The organism is Methanolobus sp. (genome assembly GCF_016278385.1).
Classification (GTDB): Archaea; Halobacteriota; Methanosarcinia; order Methanosarcinales; family Methanosarcinaceae; genus Methanolobus.
In genome coordinates, this window is sequence record NZ_JADQBY010000028.1 from 121,543 (window position 1) to 139,305 (window position 17,763).

Annotated in this window: 16 protein-coding genes; 10 read left to right on the top strand and 6 right to left on the bottom strand. The window is 42.7% G+C overall.

Annotation, left to right across the window (positions count from 1 at the left end; translation table 11 throughout):
- Window position 1: 1 nt before the first annotated feature.
- Window positions 2-691: a 4Fe-4S dicluster domain-containing protein gene (locus QZZ23_RS11605; protein ID WP_292470286.1), complete on the bottom strand. Its 690-nt coding sequence runs from the start codon at window positions 689-691 to the stop codon at window positions 2-4.
- 595 nt (window positions 692-1,286) lie between these two features.
- On the opposite strand from QZZ23_RS11605, the gene hisH reads away from it, so the two are divergent.
- Together hisH and QZZ23_RS11615 are read left to right on the top strand one after the other, a co-directional pair.
- The gene (gene hisH / locus QZZ23_RS11610; RefSeq protein WP_292470287.1) at window positions 1,287-1,895 is read left to right on the top strand and encodes an imidazole glycerol phosphate synthase subunit HisH; all 609 of its coding nucleotides are present in this window, start codon (window positions 1,287-1,289) and stop codon (window positions 1,893-1,895) included.
- 11 nt (window positions 1,896-1,906) lie between these two features.
- Complete coding sequence (locus QZZ23_RS11615; RefSeq protein ID WP_292470290.1) at window positions 1,907-3,226, top strand: AIR synthase-related protein; 1,320 nt, start codon at window positions 1,907-1,909, stop codon at window positions 3,224-3,226.
- Between the two features lie 16 nt (window positions 3,227-3,242).
- Here the strand turns inward: QZZ23_RS11615 and QZZ23_RS11620 are convergent, their stop codons facing one another.
- Both QZZ23_RS11620 and QZZ23_RS11625 read right to left on the bottom strand, forming a co-directional pair.
- Window positions 3,243-4,580: a nodulation protein NfeD gene (locus tag QZZ23_RS11620; RefSeq protein WP_292470293.1), complete on the bottom strand. Its 1,338-nt coding sequence runs from the start codon at window positions 4,578-4,580 to the stop codon at window positions 3,243-3,245.
- A gap of 11 nt (window positions 4,581-4,591) precedes the next feature.
- Window positions 4,592-5,356 (bottom strand): slipin family protein, encoded by a 765-nt coding sequence (locus QZZ23_RS11625; RefSeq protein WP_292470295.1) that lies wholly within the window; start codon window positions 5,354-5,356, stop codon window positions 4,592-4,594.
- 408 nt (window positions 5,357-5,764) lie between these two features.
- On the opposite strand from QZZ23_RS11625, the gene QZZ23_RS11630 reads away from it, so the two are divergent.
- Complete coding sequence (locus QZZ23_RS11630) at window positions 5,765-7,888, top strand: DHH family phosphoesterase (RefSeq protein WP_292470296.1); 2,124 nt, start codon at window positions 5,765-5,767, stop codon at window positions 7,886-7,888.
- 44 nt (window positions 7,889-7,932) lie between these two features.
- Here QZZ23_RS11630 and QZZ23_RS11635 read toward each other — a convergent pair whose 3' ends face one another.
- Both QZZ23_RS11635 and QZZ23_RS11640 read right to left on the bottom strand, forming a co-directional pair.
- Entirely contained in the window at window positions 7,933-8,544 is a 612-nt protein-coding gene (locus tag QZZ23_RS11635; protein ID WP_292470297.1) for an orotate phosphoribosyltransferase-like protein, read from the bottom strand.
- A 55-nt stretch (window positions 8,545-8,599) separates the two neighbouring features.
- The gene (locus QZZ23_RS11640; RefSeq protein WP_292470300.1) at window positions 8,600-9,079 is read right to left on the bottom strand and encodes a DNA-binding protein; all 480 of its coding nucleotides are present in this window, start codon (window positions 9,077-9,079) and stop codon (window positions 8,600-8,602) included.
- A gap of 199 nt (window positions 9,080-9,278) precedes the next feature.
- Between QZZ23_RS11640 and QZZ23_RS11645 the strand changes: the two genes are divergently transcribed.
- Window positions 9,279-10,058 carry an NAD+ synthase gene (locus QZZ23_RS11645; RefSeq protein ID WP_292470302.1) on the top strand — a complete coding sequence of 260 codons (780 nt, stop codon included), beginning with the start codon at window positions 9,279-9,281 and terminating at the stop codon, window positions 10,056-10,058.
- A gap of 15 nt (window positions 10,059-10,073) precedes the next feature.
- Here QZZ23_RS11645 and QZZ23_RS11650 read toward each other — a convergent pair whose 3' ends face one another.
- The gene (locus tag QZZ23_RS11650) at window positions 10,074-11,378 is read right to left on the bottom strand and encodes a tRNA(Ile)(2)-agmatinylcytidine synthase (protein WP_292470303.1); all 1,305 of its coding nucleotides are present in this window, start codon (window positions 11,376-11,378) and stop codon (window positions 10,074-10,076) included.
- Between the two features lie 288 nt (window positions 11,379-11,666).
- Between QZZ23_RS11650 and QZZ23_RS11655 the strand changes: the two genes are divergently transcribed.
- The 6 genes from QZZ23_RS11655 (at window position 11,667) to QZZ23_RS11680 (ending at window position 17,518) form a co-directional block, all read left to right on the top strand.
- On the top strand, window positions 11,667-12,635 hold the full coding sequence (locus QZZ23_RS11655; RefSeq protein WP_292470305.1) for a transcriptional regulator: 969 nt from the start codon (window positions 11,667-11,669) through the stop codon (window positions 12,633-12,635).
- 103 nt (window positions 12,636-12,738) lie between these two features.
- Window positions 12,739-13,347, top strand: coding sequence for a phosphoribosylglycinamide formyltransferase (gene purN / locus QZZ23_RS11660; protein WP_292470307.1), 609 nt, complete (start codon window positions 12,739-12,741; stop codon window positions 13,345-13,347).
- A 77-nt stretch (window positions 13,348-13,424) separates the two neighbouring features.
- Window positions 13,425-14,660 (top strand): serine hydroxymethyltransferase, encoded by a 1,236-nt coding sequence (glyA, locus tag QZZ23_RS11665; protein WP_292470310.1) that lies wholly within the window; start codon window positions 13,425-13,427, stop codon window positions 14,658-14,660.
- A gap of 53 nt (window positions 14,661-14,713) precedes the next feature.
- Window positions 14,714-15,574, top strand: coding sequence for a bifunctional methylenetetrahydrofolate dehydrogenase/methenyltetrahydrofolate cyclohydrolase (locus QZZ23_RS11670; RefSeq protein ID WP_292470314.1), 861 nt, complete (start codon window positions 14,714-14,716; stop codon window positions 15,572-15,574).
- 89 nt (window positions 15,575-15,663) lie between these two features.
- Window positions 15,664-16,899, top strand: coding sequence for a dihydropteroate synthase (gene folP, locus QZZ23_RS11675; protein ID WP_292470317.1), 1,236 nt, complete (start codon window positions 15,664-15,666; stop codon window positions 16,897-16,899).
- 7 nt (window positions 16,900-16,906) lie between these two features.
- Window positions 16,907-17,518 (top strand): methylenetetrahydrofolate reductase C-terminal domain-containing protein, encoded by a 612-nt coding sequence (locus tag QZZ23_RS11680; protein WP_292470319.1) that lies wholly within the window; start codon window positions 16,907-16,909, stop codon window positions 17,516-17,518.
- Window positions 17,519-17,763 lie beyond the last annotated feature (245 nt).

A 17,763-nucleotide genomic window follows, 5' to 3' on the forward strand; every position in this document is an offset into this window, starting at 1 on the left:
ATCAATAAAGTGGGCACACTTTTAAACACATGCCGCACCTCAGTCCCCCAAGAACATCGAACATGTATTCTGCACATTTTTCCCTGTGAATTACTCCCTCTTCTGTAAGAGCATCAACAGGACAGATTTCGATACACTTCATACAGCCTCTGCATGCGTCATTGATCAGAGGCAACTGAATAACCTCATCATCTTCAAATGGTGCATCTGTGAGTATAGCAGTCATACGTATTCTTGGCCCGAAGTCTTTTGTGATCAGAAGATGATTCATGCCAAAATTCCCAAGACCTGCGTGATATGATGCATATTTGAAAGAAAAATCTGCTTTTAGAGTCTCACGATCAGCATACCAGTAACCAAACTCACTGCCTTCACTTGGAGCTATCGTAGCCTTGTATCCTTTTCTTTCAATAAATTTTGCTACCTGAAATGCAATTACCCTGAGTGTAGCCGTGGCTGCCATGAGAGTATTGGTATATTCAGCTCTTCCTTTAGGCAATGTATCAAAAGCTCCGTTTGGCACAGAAACACCGAGTATTACCACAGACTTCATATCTGGCATAACATCCTGAGGCTTGTTTCCAACATAATCCGAACTTTGAAATGCAGATGAACCAGTTATACCTATAAAATCTGTGCCCAATTCAAGAGCCATATCTTTTAAGTTTTCTGTAATATTGTCCCCTGGCATATTATATCACCTTTTAAAATATGAATGTTTGAATTAACCGATATCCTTTTGATACTGCCCACTCAAAGGCAAATAGTTTTCCCTTCAATAAACAATTATTGTTACATTCATGTGTAACAAATACCTCTTTCATTATCACACAAAGATAGTAATCATGTAGTATTAGCGTGAGAAAACTGAAAAACATTAAACCAGAGTAGTGAAATATGAAATTCTAGCCAAACACTTTTTGAGTAACATGCAAAATAACACATCACAAAAATATGTAGAGATCAACATTTCATAACTTTTTTCTTTTCTGTTTGTTAATCAACGCTTCAAAATTACATATTAGTTTGAACATAGCATTCGCTAGAGTTATTATTTCTAGAATGGTCATTTATACCTCACAGATACAAAGCAAATAATTTTTAAACAAAATTACTGCATTTGCTAAGTCTTTGATTTATCAATTTAGCACATTGTATGATATGCTATTGATAGTGATTATTAATAAATCTCATCTTCTACTATTTAAACCAAAGTTGAAACCACATAAATGATTTAAAACCCACATCGTTACATTCATGTACCAAAACCCTTCTTTAATTCTCACATGAAGAAGATAGTAATCATCGATTATGGACTTGGCAACCTCAGGAGTGTTCAAAAGGGACTTGAACACGCAGGTGCCAGCGTACTTATTTCAAGTGACCCTGCAGAAATAAAAAATGCAGATGGCGTTATTCTTCCTGGAGTCGGCGCATTCAGGGATGCAATGAAGAACGTAGAGAAAGTACGGGACATTATCAATGAATATGTTGCAACAGGCAAGCCGATGCTTGGTATCTGTCTGGGACAGCAGATGATGATGAGCACATCAGAGGAAGGCGGCCTCACAGACGGTCTTGACCTCGTTAAGGGTCAGGTGCTCAGGTTCCCGCACTCAGACCTTAAAGTTCCGCACATGGGCTGGAACTCTATTAAAATAACACAGCAACACCCACTTTTTGAAGGCATACCTGATGGTTCATTTGTTTATTTTGTCCACTCATATTACGTTGACACTGGAGAGAAGAACACACTAATATCATGTGAATACGGCACGGACTTTGCAGCCGCCGTGGTCAATGATGCGGGCAATGTCATAGGAACCCAATTCCACCCTGAGAAAAGCGGAGACGTGGGCCTGAAAATGTTGAAGAACTTTGTTGCTATGTGCTAAGAGATGATAATATGGATATTGAAGGCTACGCAAAACGGGGGCTTAAAAACAACGAGCCTGACATCGAGGACAGACTCACCGCCAGGATACTGGAGGTAAAGAAAACAAGTCCTGAACACGCCCGTAAATTGGCACAGGCAACCATAACCGAAGCAAAGGCTACCCTTGTACTAAAAGGAGATGTGCTCGAACCAACTGTTTCCGGCGTAACAATGGGAGAGTTTGGTGTCGGCTCAAGGGGTCTTGGAGACTTCTACACCCATGAAAAGATTGCCGAAGTAATTGGCAAAACAAAAGCAGTTGTTGATACCACACATCTTGACGACTCAGGAGTTGTCAGATCCGACGGAGGAGAATACATAATCCTCACCGTGGACGGAATGCACTCAAGACTTAGCGATTATTCATTCCTTGCAGGATTCCATGTTGCAAGAGCAGCCCTGCGTGACGTATATGTCATGGGTTCAAGACCCATTGCAATGCTATCAGACATACATGTTGCCGATGACGGAGATGTAGGTAAGATATTCGATCACATTGCAGGCATCACAGCAGTCGCAGAACTATCAGGCATTCCACTTATAACAGGCAGCACCCTGAGAATAGGTGGTGACATGGTCATAGGCGAGCGTATGACAGGGGCAGTCGGTGCCGTAGGAGTTTCAGCAGACCTTACATCACGTGAGCAGACAAAAGTTGGAGACGTCATACTCATGACAGAAGGTGCTGGTGGCGGAACCATATCCACAACAGCACTATATTATGACATGCATGATGTTGTGGATGAAACCATCAACATCAAGTTCCTGGAAGCATGCGAAAAACTGCTGGATTCCGGCCTTGTTAAACATATTCATGCAATGACAGATGTCACAAACGGTGGCATTCGAGGAGATGCTAAGGAAATATCCAGAACCGCTGGCGTGAAACTGGTGTTCGAAGAGAAGGAAATGAGAAAACTCGTCAATCCGGTTGTCCTTGAGATGCTTGAATCACTGGAAATAGATTATCTTGGAGTATCCCTTGATGCTTTACTCATTATTGCGCCCGAGGAATATGCTGAAGATATTATGAAAACCATCCGAAGTGCAGATGTAGACATTGCTGTTATCGGAAAAGTAATTGAAGGCACAGGCTCTGAAATAACAATTGACGGACAGGTAAGGGATTTCACACCACGCTTCAGGGAATCAGCTTACACACCCATCAAGAAAATGATTGGCGACGAGAACCCGCGTGATTATGATGAAATGAAAAAAGCCATTGACAAGGCAGCACTCAATGCCATCGAAAAGAAACGCCGTGTAATAGAAATAGTAAAAAGTAAGTAGAAAGGGTTTACCTTTCTTACTTATCTAATTCACTCAAATCATCCTCATTTTTTAATTTCTCAACAACGAGCACCACACCATCTTTTTCGACTATCCTGACCTTATCCCCCTTCTCGATCAGACCAGAAGAGCGTGCTTTCCAGTGTTGTCCACGATGGAGAATATAACCTTCCTGTCCATCCCCGATGGGATCAAGAGCCTGTGCGCTGTCACCAATCAGCTCACCAAACAAGGGTTTTTTTCTTCTGACCTCGAATACCTTGTAAATAACAAAAACAAGGAAAATACCCAGGACTACAGTCGGAGCTGAGACCGAGATGATCAGTGTCTTCTGAAACTCAGCAGGAGTATAGTTGCGAGGGAAATCCGTTGGAGCCAGCAGCACACTGCCAGCAATTATGCATACAAAACCCGCTATTCCGAAAACCCCGAAACCCGGAGCCTGGAATTCCAGTACAAGCAGAAACACACCAACTATTATGAGGAACAGAGCACCGATGTTCACATCAAAACCGGTTCCTATCAGCCCAAGAGCAATGGCAACTATGCCGAAAAGTTCAGCTCCAAAGCCGGGATTTGATATTCCTAGTATTATCGCATAAACTCCAAGAAGCAGGAGCAGCGAGGAAACTATCGGGTTTGATATGATATTCATGAACGCAAGACGCAGAGACGGTTCATAGTAAGTGATATCCGCACCGTCGGTATTGAGAACTTTTCCTTTTACCTTTTCCCCGTCAATCTGGGTCATAAGATCATCAATAGAAGGAGAAACATATTCAATAACATCATACTCAAGTGCAGTATCAGCATCAAGATTCAGGTTCTTGGTAATGAACTCCTCTGCAGCCGTTTGATTGCGACCGTGCTGCTTCGCATTTTCAGTCGCCCTTTTTACAAGAGCATTGATAATCTTTGATTCCTCAACAGGTTCAGTACCACTGGCAGTTACTGTAACCGGCTGTGCAGAACCCATAATAGTATAGGGGGCCATTGCGGCTATGTCCGTACTTATTAAAATAAGAGTACCTGCAGACCACGCTTTTGTCCCTTCCGGATAAACAAATCCTATCACAGGGACATCGGTCACAGCTATCTGTTCAATGATGTCAAGGGTTTCATCCAGTCCACCACCGGGAGTGTTGAGTGTAATCACCAGAGCTTCGTAATCATCATTTTCTGCAAAGGCAATGGCATCAGCTACAATGTCATCGGAAACTGGGGTAATGGAGTCTGATATATCAAGCACCAATACCTTCTGCTGGCTGGCTGCACATGCAAGACCTGAGAACTGGGACAGAAGCAGAATAAAAAAAAGAAAAGTGCTCAGGTATGACCGGCACTTGTGTCTCATGTTTCCTCCTTTCACTCTTTCTTAGCGAAGGCCTTAGAAAGGGCTGCAATTTCCCCAACATTGCTTGGGTTGGCTACGACGATCATATTTTTTTCCCTTGCTATTTCGGCATATGTCTGCAGTTCCCTGAGTTTGATTGCAACCGGTACTTCCTCGTAAAGGCGTGCCGCATCTTTCATCCTTGTAGCGGCAATGAACTCGCCCTCTGCAAGTATGATACGGGACCGCTTTTCACGCTCTGCTTCTGCCTGCTTTGCAATTGCACGCAGCATTGTATCATCAATACTGACATCCCTTAAAGTAACACTTGTAACCTTGATACCCCATGGGTCTGTAGAAATATCCAGTGACTCCTGAATGCTCTTGTTGATAGCATCCCTTTTTGAAAGTACATCATCAAGATCTGTCTGGCCGATAACATCTCGCAATGTTGTCTGTGAAAGCATGGCTGTAGCGTACTTGAAGTTCTCAACCTCATTGACGGCTTTTGAAGGGTCAATAACCTGATAATAGACAACTGCATCAACGGCCACTGTTACGTTGTCTTTTGTTATGACCGCTTGTTTAGGCACATCAATGGTAACCACACGAAGGTCAATCTTCACAACAGTATCAATTATAGGGATAATCAGGAACAGGCCCGGACCTTTTATCCCACTTAGTCTTCCAAGACGGAAGATAACTACACGTTCATATTCATTTACGATCTTGATAGCTTTGGACAGTATAAAAACTGCGACAATAGCTAAAGGAAAAATAAAATCAATTAAAGCCATATATTAACCACTCTCCTGGGTGAACTTAAGTATATCATATATAAAGAGCCTACTTCTTAAAAATATACCGGTGACTTGACTGAACAGACTTTCGAAGGACAATAAATAAAATAAAATAAAATAAATATTATATAGAGGGCTGGGTCTGAATTCTTGTTTGAGGGGATGTACACGAAAACATGAAAGCGGTTGTTATTATTGAAATAACATTTCAGACCCAACAGATTATAGAACTCATTTATCGTTTATTAATGTGATTGATTTTGATGTTAATAATTTCAAACTAATTTTCCAAAACCACACCAAGAGCATGATATATAAATAACATATATAAATCTATGCAGACTTATTACCCCCAGACACAAGCAAACACATAAATCCTACATATACTATCTAACACTAGATACAATGAGCGAAAAATGTACAGAATGCAACGGGAAAGGCTATAGTGTAACTGGCACAGCCAAATGCCCCGAGTGCAAAGGGACTGGGAAATCAAAGTCTGTAGACTTCATGAAACTTTCAGAAAAGGACATGGCAAGTTTTTTGAAAAATGGTTCAGTCTGCAACAATTGTGAAGGAAAAGGCGAGATGGAGACCAGGGAAACCTGTGCCACATGCTCCGGAAAAGGTGCTTTTTATAAATGCAAAATATGCGGAACAAATATGGAAAGACTATACGAAGGAAACGAAGTATGCCAGGCATGCGCAAAGAAACAGGTAGTTTACAAACTTGACAATTCATGCACCCTGGACGAACTTGAAGTGGGAAAAATGTACCATACGGTTGTCAGGAACATTGCAGACTTCGGAGTTTTTGTAGACCTTAATTCCAGCCTTAGAGGACTCATTCATACCAGCAATATGACGGGACCTCTTGAAGTCGGTGAAGCTGTAATAGTAAGCGTCAAGGAAATAAAACCAAGAGGAAAAATGGATCTGGTACCACGCAAGCTTAAAGATTACCAGACTGTGGAACTTGAAAAGGATCTGCCTGTAAAGCTGGCAAATGAAATGACTCAAATGGTCGGCCAGAGAGTAAGAGTAGAAGGAGAAGTAATCCAAGTCAAACAAACAGCAGGACCAACTATTTTCACAATTGCCGATGAAACAGGACAGATTTCCGGTGCTGCTTTTGAAAGCGCTGGTGAAAGAGCATATGCGGAAATTGATTCTGATATGATGGTCGCAGCCACAGGAGAAATAACTGCCCGTGGCGGCAGTGTCCAGCTTGAGATCCAGAGTATGAAAAGACTCAGCGGACCAAAAGAAGCTGAAATACTCAAGCGCATAGAAGCTGCCATTGACAGAAGGGCAGAACCCTATGAGATCGAATACATGGTTGAAAGCGAGGTTCTTGAAAAACTCAGACCAGCTATGAAAAAGGTTGCAAAAGAGATCAGGAAAGCGATAATAAAATCCACACCTATCCTCCTGCGCCACCATGCCGATGCCGATGGAATGACAGCTGCTCTTGCAATCGAGAAAGCCATCCTTCCACTCATAAGAGAAGTGAATGGGCAGGACGGGGAATATCACTATTACAAACGTGCACCTTCTAAGGCACCATTCTATGAGGTCATGGATGTTGTTCGTGACATTAGTTATGCACTTGAAGATGTTGCAAGGCATGGACAAAAGATGCCACTTGTTGTAAGTGTGGATAATGGATCTACCATGGAAGATGTTCCTGCAATGAAACAGGCAAGGGTATACGGCATCCAGATGATAGTTGTAGACCATCACCACCCGGATGAAGAAGTTGACAAGTATCTTATAGCACACGTAAACCCGGCACATGTTGGAGGAGATTTCGGTATGACGGCAGGCATGCTCTGTACCGAGGTCGCACGCATGATAAATATCGAAGTGGAAAAAGAAATTGATCACTTGCCTGCGGTGGCCGCAGTAGGTGACCGCTCAGAAGCCGAAGAAGCCAAGAAATACATAGAGATGGTATCTGACAGGTACTCACTCCAGGATCTTAAGGACATGGCACTTGCACTTGACTTTGAAGCATACTGGCTTAAGTTCAACAACGGAAAGGGCATCATTGATGATATACTGGACTTTGGAGACCATACCATACACAAAAATCTCGTCAACCTTCTGTGCGAGCAGGCGAACGAGATGATAGCCGAGCAGCTGGATGTCTGTATGGCCCACGTGAAAGCCCAGGATCTACCTAACGGTGCAATCCTTAACGTGCTGGATGTTGAGAACTATGCTCACAAATTCACATTCCCGCCACCTGGAAAGACATCAGGAGAAGTCCACGACAAACTCTGCAGGAAATATGAAGGCAAACCAGTCATAACCATAGGATATGGTCCGGACTTTGCAGTCATACGCTCAAAGGGTGTCCTGATGAACATACCACAAATGGTCAGGGAACTTCACGAGGAAGTAAAAGGTGGCGGAGTCAACGGAGGAGGACACCTTGTTGTAGGAAGTATAAAATTCGTAGAGGGTATGCGCACAGATGTGCTCTCTAAACTTGTAGAAAAAATAGGTTCCGTAGGAGTTGAATAACTCCTACTCTAAAATCTATACACTTTTTTTACTCTAAGATAAAATTAGTCCACACGTACTATACGTACAAGTGCTTTCACCGGAACTTCAGACAATGTTTCTGAACCACTCTTGTCTACAAGTACTGCAATTGCAACCGGTTTTGCGCCGGAGCTTCTGAGATGAGTTACAACATCATTCATAGTGTTACCAGTAGTAATTACATCATCCACTATGACGCATTTCTGTTCTTTGATACTTGCAAAGTTCCTGCTGAATGCACCCTGTAGCTTGGACCCATCGCCCTGCTCATTGTAAGAATGGTAAACGGATAATTCAGTGCCTAGCTCCTCTGCTATAAGTGTTGCAAGGGGAACACCACTAAGACCGATTCCAACAACAAGGTCTATGTCGTTACCTGTAGCTGCCACAGTGTCAAGTATCATGTCGCACATAGCAATTCCGACATGCCGTGTTCTGAATGCACTTTTACCAATGCTTCTCCAGTTGACCGATATATCCTTGGGTGCAGGAGATACTTCTTCCTTTTTAGAACGGGTCAGCAGCCACGTGACAGTTTCCCGGGAAACGTTAAGTTCATCTGCAATTTGCCTTGTAACAAGACCATTTGCCTGCAATTCAAGGGCTTTCTGTATTAGTTTATCAATATTCTTCATATGAATCCCGCATATTCATGTTTAACTTATAATTTATTATATAACAACTGAGATGTTATATTTTTCTTTTACGCTTTTTCTTAAGGGATGAACCACAGACCGGACAGATATCGCCACTATCAAAGCGTCTGCGACAACCCACACATTCTTTTTGCCATACCAGTACATCTTTTATTTTTTTCTGGGCTACTGGTTTCACTTCTATACCCAGAATTCTGGCAACGTTCTGTACTGCATAATCATCCGTCAGAAGAACGGAGCTTCCTTTGTATTCCAGTGCCTTAGCAAGGATATCAACATCGGTTACAGACAATTCGTCACAATCCCTGGTCTCTTTTGCAACGTTCATGACAGCTTCACGAAACCGGGTTTCCGGCATTTCCACACGAGCTCCGTTTTCACGGGCAAGCTCAAAACGCATTGATGCCTCATTACTTTTCAGTTCATTGACAACCGAAGGGATGGTTATCATTCTATGGGCTTCGATTCCGGCTCCCATTATGAAGACTGCAGAATCTGCAATGTAATATTCCATAATAGTAGCAGATACTTTCTGAATATAGATTAATTCTTTGTCAGTTTTACATCCATCCCAAGATGAGAGGCACAAAGCTTTCCATGGAACTTATCGACTATGACATAACCGAAGAACGCATCAAACTCTTTTCATCAAAAACCAACAGATAAGTATAATTGAGAACATTCACAATTAAAAGATTGAAAGGCTTGATACTATGGACATCTCTAAGGCTAAAGATATCATCGTTGAATTCATCAGAGAAAAAACAAAAGAAGCAGGTGTAAAAGGGGCAGTTGTCGGAATTAGCGGAGGTATAGATTCCGCACTTACAGCATACCTGGCGGTTGAAGCCCTGGGAAAAGAGAATGTACTTGGGATACACATGCCGGAACTTACCCTGACACCTGCGGAAGATGTACTCGATGCGACCGAAGTGGCAAGCAGGCTTGGCATTGAATTCAAGACAGTAGATATCTCAGAGATACTTTCCGGATACATGAACACAATTCCTGAAAGCTCACCTTCAAATTCACATGCAAACGGAAATCTCAAAGCCAGGACACGCATGTGTATCCTTTATTATTATGCGAACACTATGTCAAGAATGGTAATGGGTACAGGCAACAAAACTGAGATACTCTTAGGATATTTTACAAAATACGGCGATGGTGGCGTTGACATTGAACCAATTGGAGATCTCTACAAAACAGAGGTCAGGGAAATGTCAGCTCTTCTGGGCATTCCGGAGGAAATTATCAGCAAACCACCATCTGCAAGATTATGGGCAGACCAGACCGATGAAGACGAACTGGGTATCACCTACGAACTGGTAGATAGGTTCCTTGCACTTTTACTGGAGGGAGAAACTCCACAGGTTGCACAGAACACACTTGGACTTACAAACACACAGCGTGATTCCGTAATAAAACGCGTCAATGTGAACCTGCATAAGCAGAAAGCTCCTGCCATAGCAGAACTAAAGTCCCTTAGATAATACAATTAAAATCAATCACCTGGCCGGGAAAACGGGCACATTCTCTTTTTCAAATCTCAGAAGCTGTTTTGCAAGATGCCTTCTGGCACAGGGCGGCACCTCATAGAATCCAGGTTCAAGTTCCCTTTCTATTTTAGACTTTTCTGTAACCGAAGAACTGGTACCGCATTTTTTACACCTGTAACCCTGACCGGAGCCGGCAGATTTCATTCGCTTACCGCAAGAAGGACAGACGGGGTTGAACGTTTCATACTTTGCAGCAAGCCTGATAACCTTTATTTTTTCAATATTTATTGTTTTTTCAGTAACACTGCCATAAACCACAACCCTGTCACCAGGAATGATTTTACGAATCATTTCCCTGAAATTCTTTGTTGGCTCAAAGGCTGCACAATCAATAGTATCCCCTTCATCATCCTGTAAAGGGAATATAGTATGCCCACCCCTGATAGTCTCAGGCTCACAGCAGACATTGCCTTCAAGGATATAGGAATGCATTTCCTCTATTTCACTTATCTTTGGAACTGCAATTAGATGCATATCAGTACCCTGGTTTGTACGATATGTACAGATACGTTCCACCGGTTCGGAGATTACAAAAGATGCGGCTTTTTCCACCGAAGATGCATCCTTTCCCCTTATTCCATAAAGAACAGGATCACCGGAGTGTGGTACACAAACAACCATATCATTTCTTAAATCCACTGTATCCCATGTATCCGGATATGTGTGCAGGTCTGCTTCAAAAAGAGATTTGCCGTCAACAATACGTTGAGTTCCCCAGGCATCTTTTTCTCTGTACGCCAGATACTCATATGTATGGTCCCACTCAGGGTCAAGCATTGCACCGCAAGCAGACAGAGCACCTATAAGTCCACGGCCATTCTTGAATATTTTAAAACGAAGTCCAAGGTCACAAGCCAGCTTTTTTGCTTCATCTATTGCGATAACTTCTTTAACAGCACGCCTGAAAAAATCACTTAGCCTGTTTCTTACCATTTCAAACTGCTCACCTGTAATGAATACAATACCAGGATTGGTGTTCTCATTGTCCATGCATGCCATGGAAGCGACCCTTTGGGTTACATGTTCCACTACTTTTTCTGGCTCCCTGCACTGCACAAACAATGCAACTGATGCATTCCCACGGGTCTTGTATGGAATAGTAGGATTAAGGCGAACAAGTATAGGATCTGCTATGATCTTCGCAAAAGATGACAACTCATCCCTTAAAAGGGCACAGAGATATGTAGTACACATACCTTCCCGAGAATCTGTGTCGTCAATGCCAATAATCATTTTAGTGTATTCACTGCTCATTGGACAATATCTGATATGATTGATTATTGTTAAATGATTCTCTAAAAATCAGATATTACCTTCTTCGATTATCGGAAGAAGTGCGTGCAATTCTGCACCCTTATCCTCTTCACAACCCAAGTTTCCAGCAACTACTGCATAACTACTTTTTGAGAGAATAGAAAGGATACGTGAAAAATAATTTCCTACACTACTCCCATTGAAATTTTGAAAACACCGTGCACAATAGTAAAAACAGACAGCTTCCGGACACGTTTATATAGATGTGCAAACAATGCCTATTTAGTCATGACAAAAGAAATCCTTATACATCAGATAGTTGATGTATTACAGCAAGCAGGCTTCATTGTATCAAAGAGATGCAATATTCGACCTCGAAGCTTTGATCTTGCAGCAAGGAATAATCAAATTCTTCTTTTTTGTAAAGTTCTGTACAATATTGACGGACTGAATGAAGAAACAGCCAGGGAAATGAAAAGTCTTGCACTTTATCTTGGTGGGACTGCAATACTTATAGGTGCTAAGACCCGGGACCAGATGCTTGAAGACAGCGTAGTTTACATGCGCTATGATATCCCTGCAGTAAGTGTTCAAACCCTTTATGACTATTTTGTAGAGGAAGTCCCCCCTCTCGTATCAGCAGCACCTGGCGGACTTTATGTTTCAATAGATGGTGATGTACTCAAAGAAGCCCGTAAGAGGACCGACATGTCATTAGGAGCCCTTGCCACCGAACTTGGAGTATCCAGAAGGACCATCAGTAAATATGAAGAGGGTGGCATGGATGCATCCATAGATATAGTCCTCCAACTTGAGGAACTGCTGGATGTCGCTCTGGCAAAATCCATTGATATACTCCGTCGTTTTGAGAAGAATGTCACTGTTGAAATGCCTGTGGAAAAAAAATCAGAGCCACAACCTGACGATGGAATCCTCAACATGCTCCATACCCTTGGTTACCAGGTAATGTCAACGAGCCAGGCACCTTTTAAGGCAATATCAAAAGATACATCAGATACTATTCTTACAGGTGTCAGTACATACAGCAGCGCAATGATAAAGCGTGCTGACCTCATGAGCAGTATATCGTGCGTTACAAGGACGAAATCAGTCTTTATCATAAATGGACATATCAAGTCAGAAACAGTTGAAAACACCGTTCTTATTGAAAAATGTGAACTTGACAAGTTATCAGGTACTGATGAACTGGCAGACCTCATAAACGAAAGGACAAAGAAACACAATACGGAGATATGATCTGCAGTATCATGTTTAATTTTTGACCATTCTTTTTTATATTTACAGTCATCATTTACAAATCCAAAACGCTAATATACAGAAATCCCTTTTAGAACTAACAATGACCATCAACATCGCAGTACTTGTTTCAGGAAGAGGATCAAATCTTCAATCTATTATAGACAATATCGAAAGCGGCTACATTAAAAACGCACAGGTAGCTGTAGTCATAAGCGATGTTGGGGAGGCCTATGCACTTGAACGTGCCCGAAACCATGGAATCACCGATGTTTTTATAGATCCTTCAGATTACTCCGATAGGCAGGAATACGAAAAAGAAATGTTGGAAGTCCTAAAAGATAACGATGTAAATCTTTTGCTTCTTGCAGGCTATATGCGTCTGATAGGAAAGGACCTCATCTCAGCATACCGAAACCGAATCATAAACATCCACCCTGCCCTGCTCCCTTCTTTCAAAGGATTACACGCACAGCAGCAGGCTTTTGACTACGGTGTAAAGGTTAGCGGATGCACGGTGCATTTCGTTGATGAAGGAATGGATACAGGCCCCATAATCATCCAGAAATGTGTACCTGTACTTGATACGGATACTGCTGAGGAACTTGCAGCAAGAATACTTGAGCAGGAACACAATATCTTCCCTGAATCAGTCAAACTATTCGTTGAGGGTAAACTTAAAGTGGAAGGTCGAATTGTAGTACACACATAAATTGACACTCATATATTACTGGTTAAACCAGGAAGTTTTTCACAAACATATTACTTCAAATATAACGGTTGGTAACAATGTCTTACATCTTAGAAATTGACCCGGATATTGCAGAAGCCCTCAGGCTGGAAGCAAACCGTCAGGATTACAAGTTGAACCTGATCGCATCAGAGAACTATGCAAGCCGCGCTGTAATGGAAGCACAGGGCTCTGTAATGACAAACAAATACGCAGAAGGATATTCAGGCAAACGCTACTATGGCGGATGCGAATTTGTTGATATTGCAGAAGACCTTGCCATTGAGAGAGCAAAGGCGATATTTGGTGCTGAACATGTGAATGTCCAGCCACACTCAGGCTCCGGTGCCAATATGGCATGTTATTTCTCAGTAATCAAACCCGGTGACACTATAATGTCCATGGACCTTACACACGGTGGTCACCTTTCACACGGAAGCCCTGTGAACTTTGCAGGACAGCTTTACAATATAATTCCATATGGTGTTGACAAGGAAACAGAAGCCCTTGATTACGATGCACTGATGGAAATGGCAAAAGAGAACAAACCGCAGATGATAGTTTGTGGTGCTTCAGCATACTCAAAGACAATTGATTTCAAGGCATTCAAAGAGATAGCTGATGAGGTAGGAGCATACCTGCTTGCGGATATCGCACACATCGCAGGACTTGTAGCTGCCGGGGCACACCCAAGCCCTGTGCCTTACGCAGACTTTGTAACAACAACTACCCATAAGACCCTCAGAGGTCCAAGGGGAGGAATGGTCATGTGCAAAGAAGAATATGCAAAAGAACTTAACAAGGCTGTGTTCCCTGGAATCCAGGGTGGGCCACTCATGCATATTATCGCAGCAAAGGCTGTTGCATTCAAGGAAGCACTTGGAGAGAGTTTCAAGGCAGACCAGTACCAGACCGTAAAGAATGCAGGTATCCTGGCAACAGAACTTCAGAAGAATGGATTTGATATCGTTTCAGGTGGAACGGACAACCATGTAATGCTTTTGAACCTGAACAAGTTCGACATCACAGGAAAGGAAGCAGAAGCTGCTCTGAGCAAGGCAGGCATTGTGCTCAATAAGAACACCATCCCATTCGAGACAAGAAGTCCGTTCATCACAAGTGGAGTCAGGATTGGCACACCCGCCTCAACAACAAGGGGAATGAAGGAAGACCAGATGAAGGAGATTGCCGGATTCATAACAGAAGTTATCAACAACCTCAATAATGACACAGTCCTCCATGGAATCAGCTCTGATGTTGAGCAGCTTTGCAGTGGATTCCCCATATATAAGTAATAAACCATTAAAACGCAATCCTGTATAGGGACAATATCACAGGTGTTTGCATCATGACAGAAGAGAACTACGATTCTAGGAAAATAGATGGGAGAAGCCTGTCAAAGAAAGTGGAAGAACAGGTAAAGCAGGAAGTCGACCAGCTTAAGGCAGAGAAGGGAATCACTCCCGGACTTGCAACAATACTTGTAGGCGAGGACCCTGCATCCAAGATGTATGTGCGCCTTAAACACAAGGCATGTGAAAGGGTCGGCATACATGCAGAAGACCACAATATGCCTGAATCCACCACCCAGGAAGAACTCATGGAACGAATCTGGGAATTGAACCTACGGGAGGACATACACGGAATCCTCCTTCAGTTACCTCTTCCAGGACATCTTGATGATAAGTCTGCAATGCTCGCCATCGATCCTACAAAGGATGCTGATGGGTTCCACGCATACAATATGGGCAAACTCCTGATAGGTGAGGAGGGTCTTGTACCCTGCACTCCAAAAGGTGTTATAAGAGCACTGGAAGAGTATAATGTGCCAATACAGGGTAAACATGCAGTTATTGTCGGACACAGCAATGTGGTGGGAAAACCCATGGCAGCAATGCTTGTGAACAGGAATGCAACAGTATCTGTATGCCATGTTTTCACAGATGACCTGAAGAAATTCACCCTTGATGCCGATATCCTTGTTGTGGGAACTGGCGTCAAGCATCTTATCAAAGCAGATATGATAAAAGAAGGTGCGGTCATTTTTGATGTGGGTATCACCGAAGAGAACGGTAAGGTATATGGTGATGTTGATTTCGATAATGTGGTGAAGAAGGCTTCACTCATAACCCCGGTTCCCGGAGGCGTTGGACCAATGACCATCGCCATCCTTATGGAACATGTGCTTACGGCAGCAAAAAATGCCTGAGAAGCACATTTATATTTTATCAACTTAATACTATTTTGTCTGATTTATTTTACGTATCTTACCCTGAATTAATGCTACCAGGTTGAATAATGGTTGTTGATGTAGATATATGCGGCTTGAAGGTTGGTGATGAGCACCCTGTAAGACTAATGGGAGTTATCAACCTGAGCAAGGAATCCTTCTACAAGGGTTCGGTTGTTAGTACTGATTCTCTTCTTGATGCAGCACAGAAAATGGTTGACAGCGGTGCAACCATGCTGGACATAGGCGCTCGATCAACATGGCCTCTTGCAAATCCTGTAATTGGAGAGGAAGAAGAATTGAACCGTATGATACCTGCCCTGGATATCCTGAAGGACAATGTAGACTCTCTCGTTTCCGTGGATACGATATATGCCAGTGTTGCAGAAGAATCCCTCAAACACGGCGCAGATATTATCAATGATGTTTCGGGATTTACCGCCGACCCGCGTATGATCGATGTTGTGGTAGAATATGATTGTCCTGCAGTTGTTATGGCATCAGAGGAAATTCCCGGGGATCCCATTGGTATGGATGCCATCATGGACTGCCTTGCATCCATTATTGCCAAAGCAGATTCAAAGGGAATGGATACGTATAAGCTCATACTGGACCCTGCCATCGGAAAATGGATCCCTGAAAAGGACCCGATATTTGATTTTGAGACCATCGACCAGTTCGAGAGCCTTAAAGTATTCCAGAAACCACTTCTTGCGGCCATTTCAAGGAAATCCTGCATTGATGCTGTACTTCATAAACCGGCAAGTGAAAGGTTATACGGTAGCCTGGCAGCAACGGCGATCGTTGTTCACAAAGGAGCACATATCATAAGGACACATGACATCCCCGAAACAAAGGACGTTGTTGAAGTTGCAAGAGCAATGAGGAAAAAAGAACATACTGTGAGATCCGGGGACTTTGAAGTATCCATAATAGACATTGTTCACCCTGATGATGCTGAATATCTCATGAAAAGTATGGGCGTCACAGGCACAGGTGCTAAGGTCATGAAGAACAAGACCATAAGTAAAGTGATACGTGTGAACAATATCACGACTACTGAAGCCCTGATAATCAAGCAGGAGATACTGGCCAGAGGTGGCGATGCTGCCCTTGAGCGTGATGCCGTATCCCATGAAACTGAAAAGACAGATGTGATCATAATAGGTACACTCCTGCAATTCGAGAAACTTGTCCACAAGCTCTCATTCCAGGCACGTCAGCTCCCTCTCATTGCGGAGATGATAGCAGAGGCTCTTGAGAATGATATGGATGTGGAACATCGTTACCTGAGAGAAATATGAGGCAAACATGATAATCTCATCTGTAAAGCCCTTTGAAGAAATACTGAAACTATTAAAAGATGAAGATGACATCTTTATTGTAGGCTGCAATGCATGTGCTGCAAAGATACATGTTGGAGGTGAACCCGAGGTCCTTGAGATGAGCAGGCGACTAGAAGACGCAGGAAAACATGTAGTGGGATGGGTGATTCCAAGTGCTGCCTGCAGTGTAGGATCCTTTGATGCGCTAGTTGAAAAAAATCCTGCCGTAAAGAATGCAAAGACCATTCTTGTAATGGCATGTGGTAGCGGTGTTTCTATTATATCGGCAGTTGCAAACGTGCCGGTATACCCTTCTAATAATACTGAATCCCTTGGAGGAAAGTCACTTGGAGAAGTGGTTCCTGAACTCTGCGCCATGTGCGGGAATTGCAATGTCTATTATTTTGGCGGAATCTGCCCGAAAGGACAGTGCCCGAAACAGCTTTTGAATGGTCCCTGTGGTGGAGCTATTGAAGGGAAGTGTGAAGTGGATCCTGAAAAGGACTGTGCCTGGGAGCTTATCTACTACAAGCTTGAGAAGAGCGGAAGGCTTGACCTGCTGGACAGGATCTGGATTGCGGAAGAAGTAACTAAATGATCAGTCTGAGAAATAGTACTATTTTTTAAGATAATATTATTTTGCCATCAAAAGTTAATAAAGTAAAGTATAACTGGCGAAGCACACGTTATAACAATATAGTGAGATATGCGGGTTTAATTTACAGATTCTCCCCACACAGATTGGTATTACGTGAGTTAGATGAGAAACATCAACTTTTGCATTACTTGCCATTATGATACGATAATATACTAAAACAGGATACTTAATAAATTGTGCATATT

What these genes read in the sequence shown, in the direction of transcription:
- QZZ23_RS11605 (WP_292470286.1), bottom strand. Translation starts at nt 691, where the DNA reads ATGCCAGGGGACAATATTACAGAAAACTTAAAAGATATGGCTCTTGAA.
- QZZ23_RS11670 (WP_292470314.1), top strand. Translation starts at nt 14,714, where the DNA reads ATGACAGAAGAGAACTACGATTCTAGGAAAATAGATGGGAGAAGCCTG.
- QZZ23_RS11640 (WP_292470300.1), bottom strand. Translation starts at nt 9,079, where the DNA reads ATGGAATATTACATTGCAGATTCTGCAGTCTTCATAATGGGAGCCGGA.
- folP (WP_292470317.1), top strand. Translation starts at nt 15,664, where the DNA reads ATGGTTGTTGATGTAGATATATGCGGCTTGAAGGTTGGTGATGAGCAC.
- QZZ23_RS11615 (WP_292470290.1), top strand. Translation starts at nt 1,907, where the DNA reads ATGGATATTGAAGGCTACGCAAAACGGGGGCTTAAAAACAACGAGCCT.
- QZZ23_RS11680 (WP_292470319.1), top strand. Translation starts at nt 16,907, where the DNA reads ATGATAATCTCATCTGTAAAGCCCTTTGAAGAAATACTGAAACTATTA.
- glyA (WP_292470310.1), top strand. Translation starts at nt 13,425, where the DNA reads ATGTCTTACATCTTAGAAATTGACCCGGATATTGCAGAAGCCCTCAGG.
- hisH (WP_292470287.1), top strand. Translation starts at nt 1,287, where the DNA reads ATGAAGAAGATAGTAATCATCGATTATGGACTTGGCAACCTCAGGAGT.
- QZZ23_RS11650 (WP_292470303.1), bottom strand. Translation starts at nt 11,378, where the DNA reads ATGAGCAGTGAATACACTAAAATGATTATTGGCATTGACGACACAGAT.
- QZZ23_RS11620 (WP_292470293.1), bottom strand. Translation starts at nt 4,580, where the DNA reads ATGAGACACAAGTGCCGGTCATACCTGAGCACTTTTCTTTTTTTTATT.
- purN (WP_292470307.1), top strand. Translation starts at nt 12,739, where the DNA reads ATGACCATCAACATCGCAGTACTTGTTTCAGGAAGAGGATCAAATCTT.
- QZZ23_RS11655 (WP_292470305.1), top strand. Translation starts at nt 11,667, where the DNA reads ATGACAAAAGAAATCCTTATACATCAGATAGTTGATGTATTACAGCAA.
- QZZ23_RS11635 (WP_292470297.1), bottom strand. Translation starts at nt 8,544, where the DNA reads ATGAAGAATATTGATAAACTAATACAGAAAGCCCTTGAATTGCAGGCA.
- QZZ23_RS11625 (WP_292470295.1), bottom strand. Translation starts at nt 5,356, where the DNA reads ATGGCTTTAATTGATTTTATTTTTCCTTTAGCTATTGTCGCAGTTTTT.
- QZZ23_RS11630 (WP_292470296.1), top strand. Translation starts at nt 5,765, where the DNA reads ATGAGCGAAAAATGTACAGAATGCAACGGGAAAGGCTATAGTGTAACT.
- QZZ23_RS11645 (WP_292470302.1), top strand. Translation starts at nt 9,279, where the DNA reads ATGGACATCTCTAAGGCTAAAGATATCATCGTTGAATTCATCAGAGAA.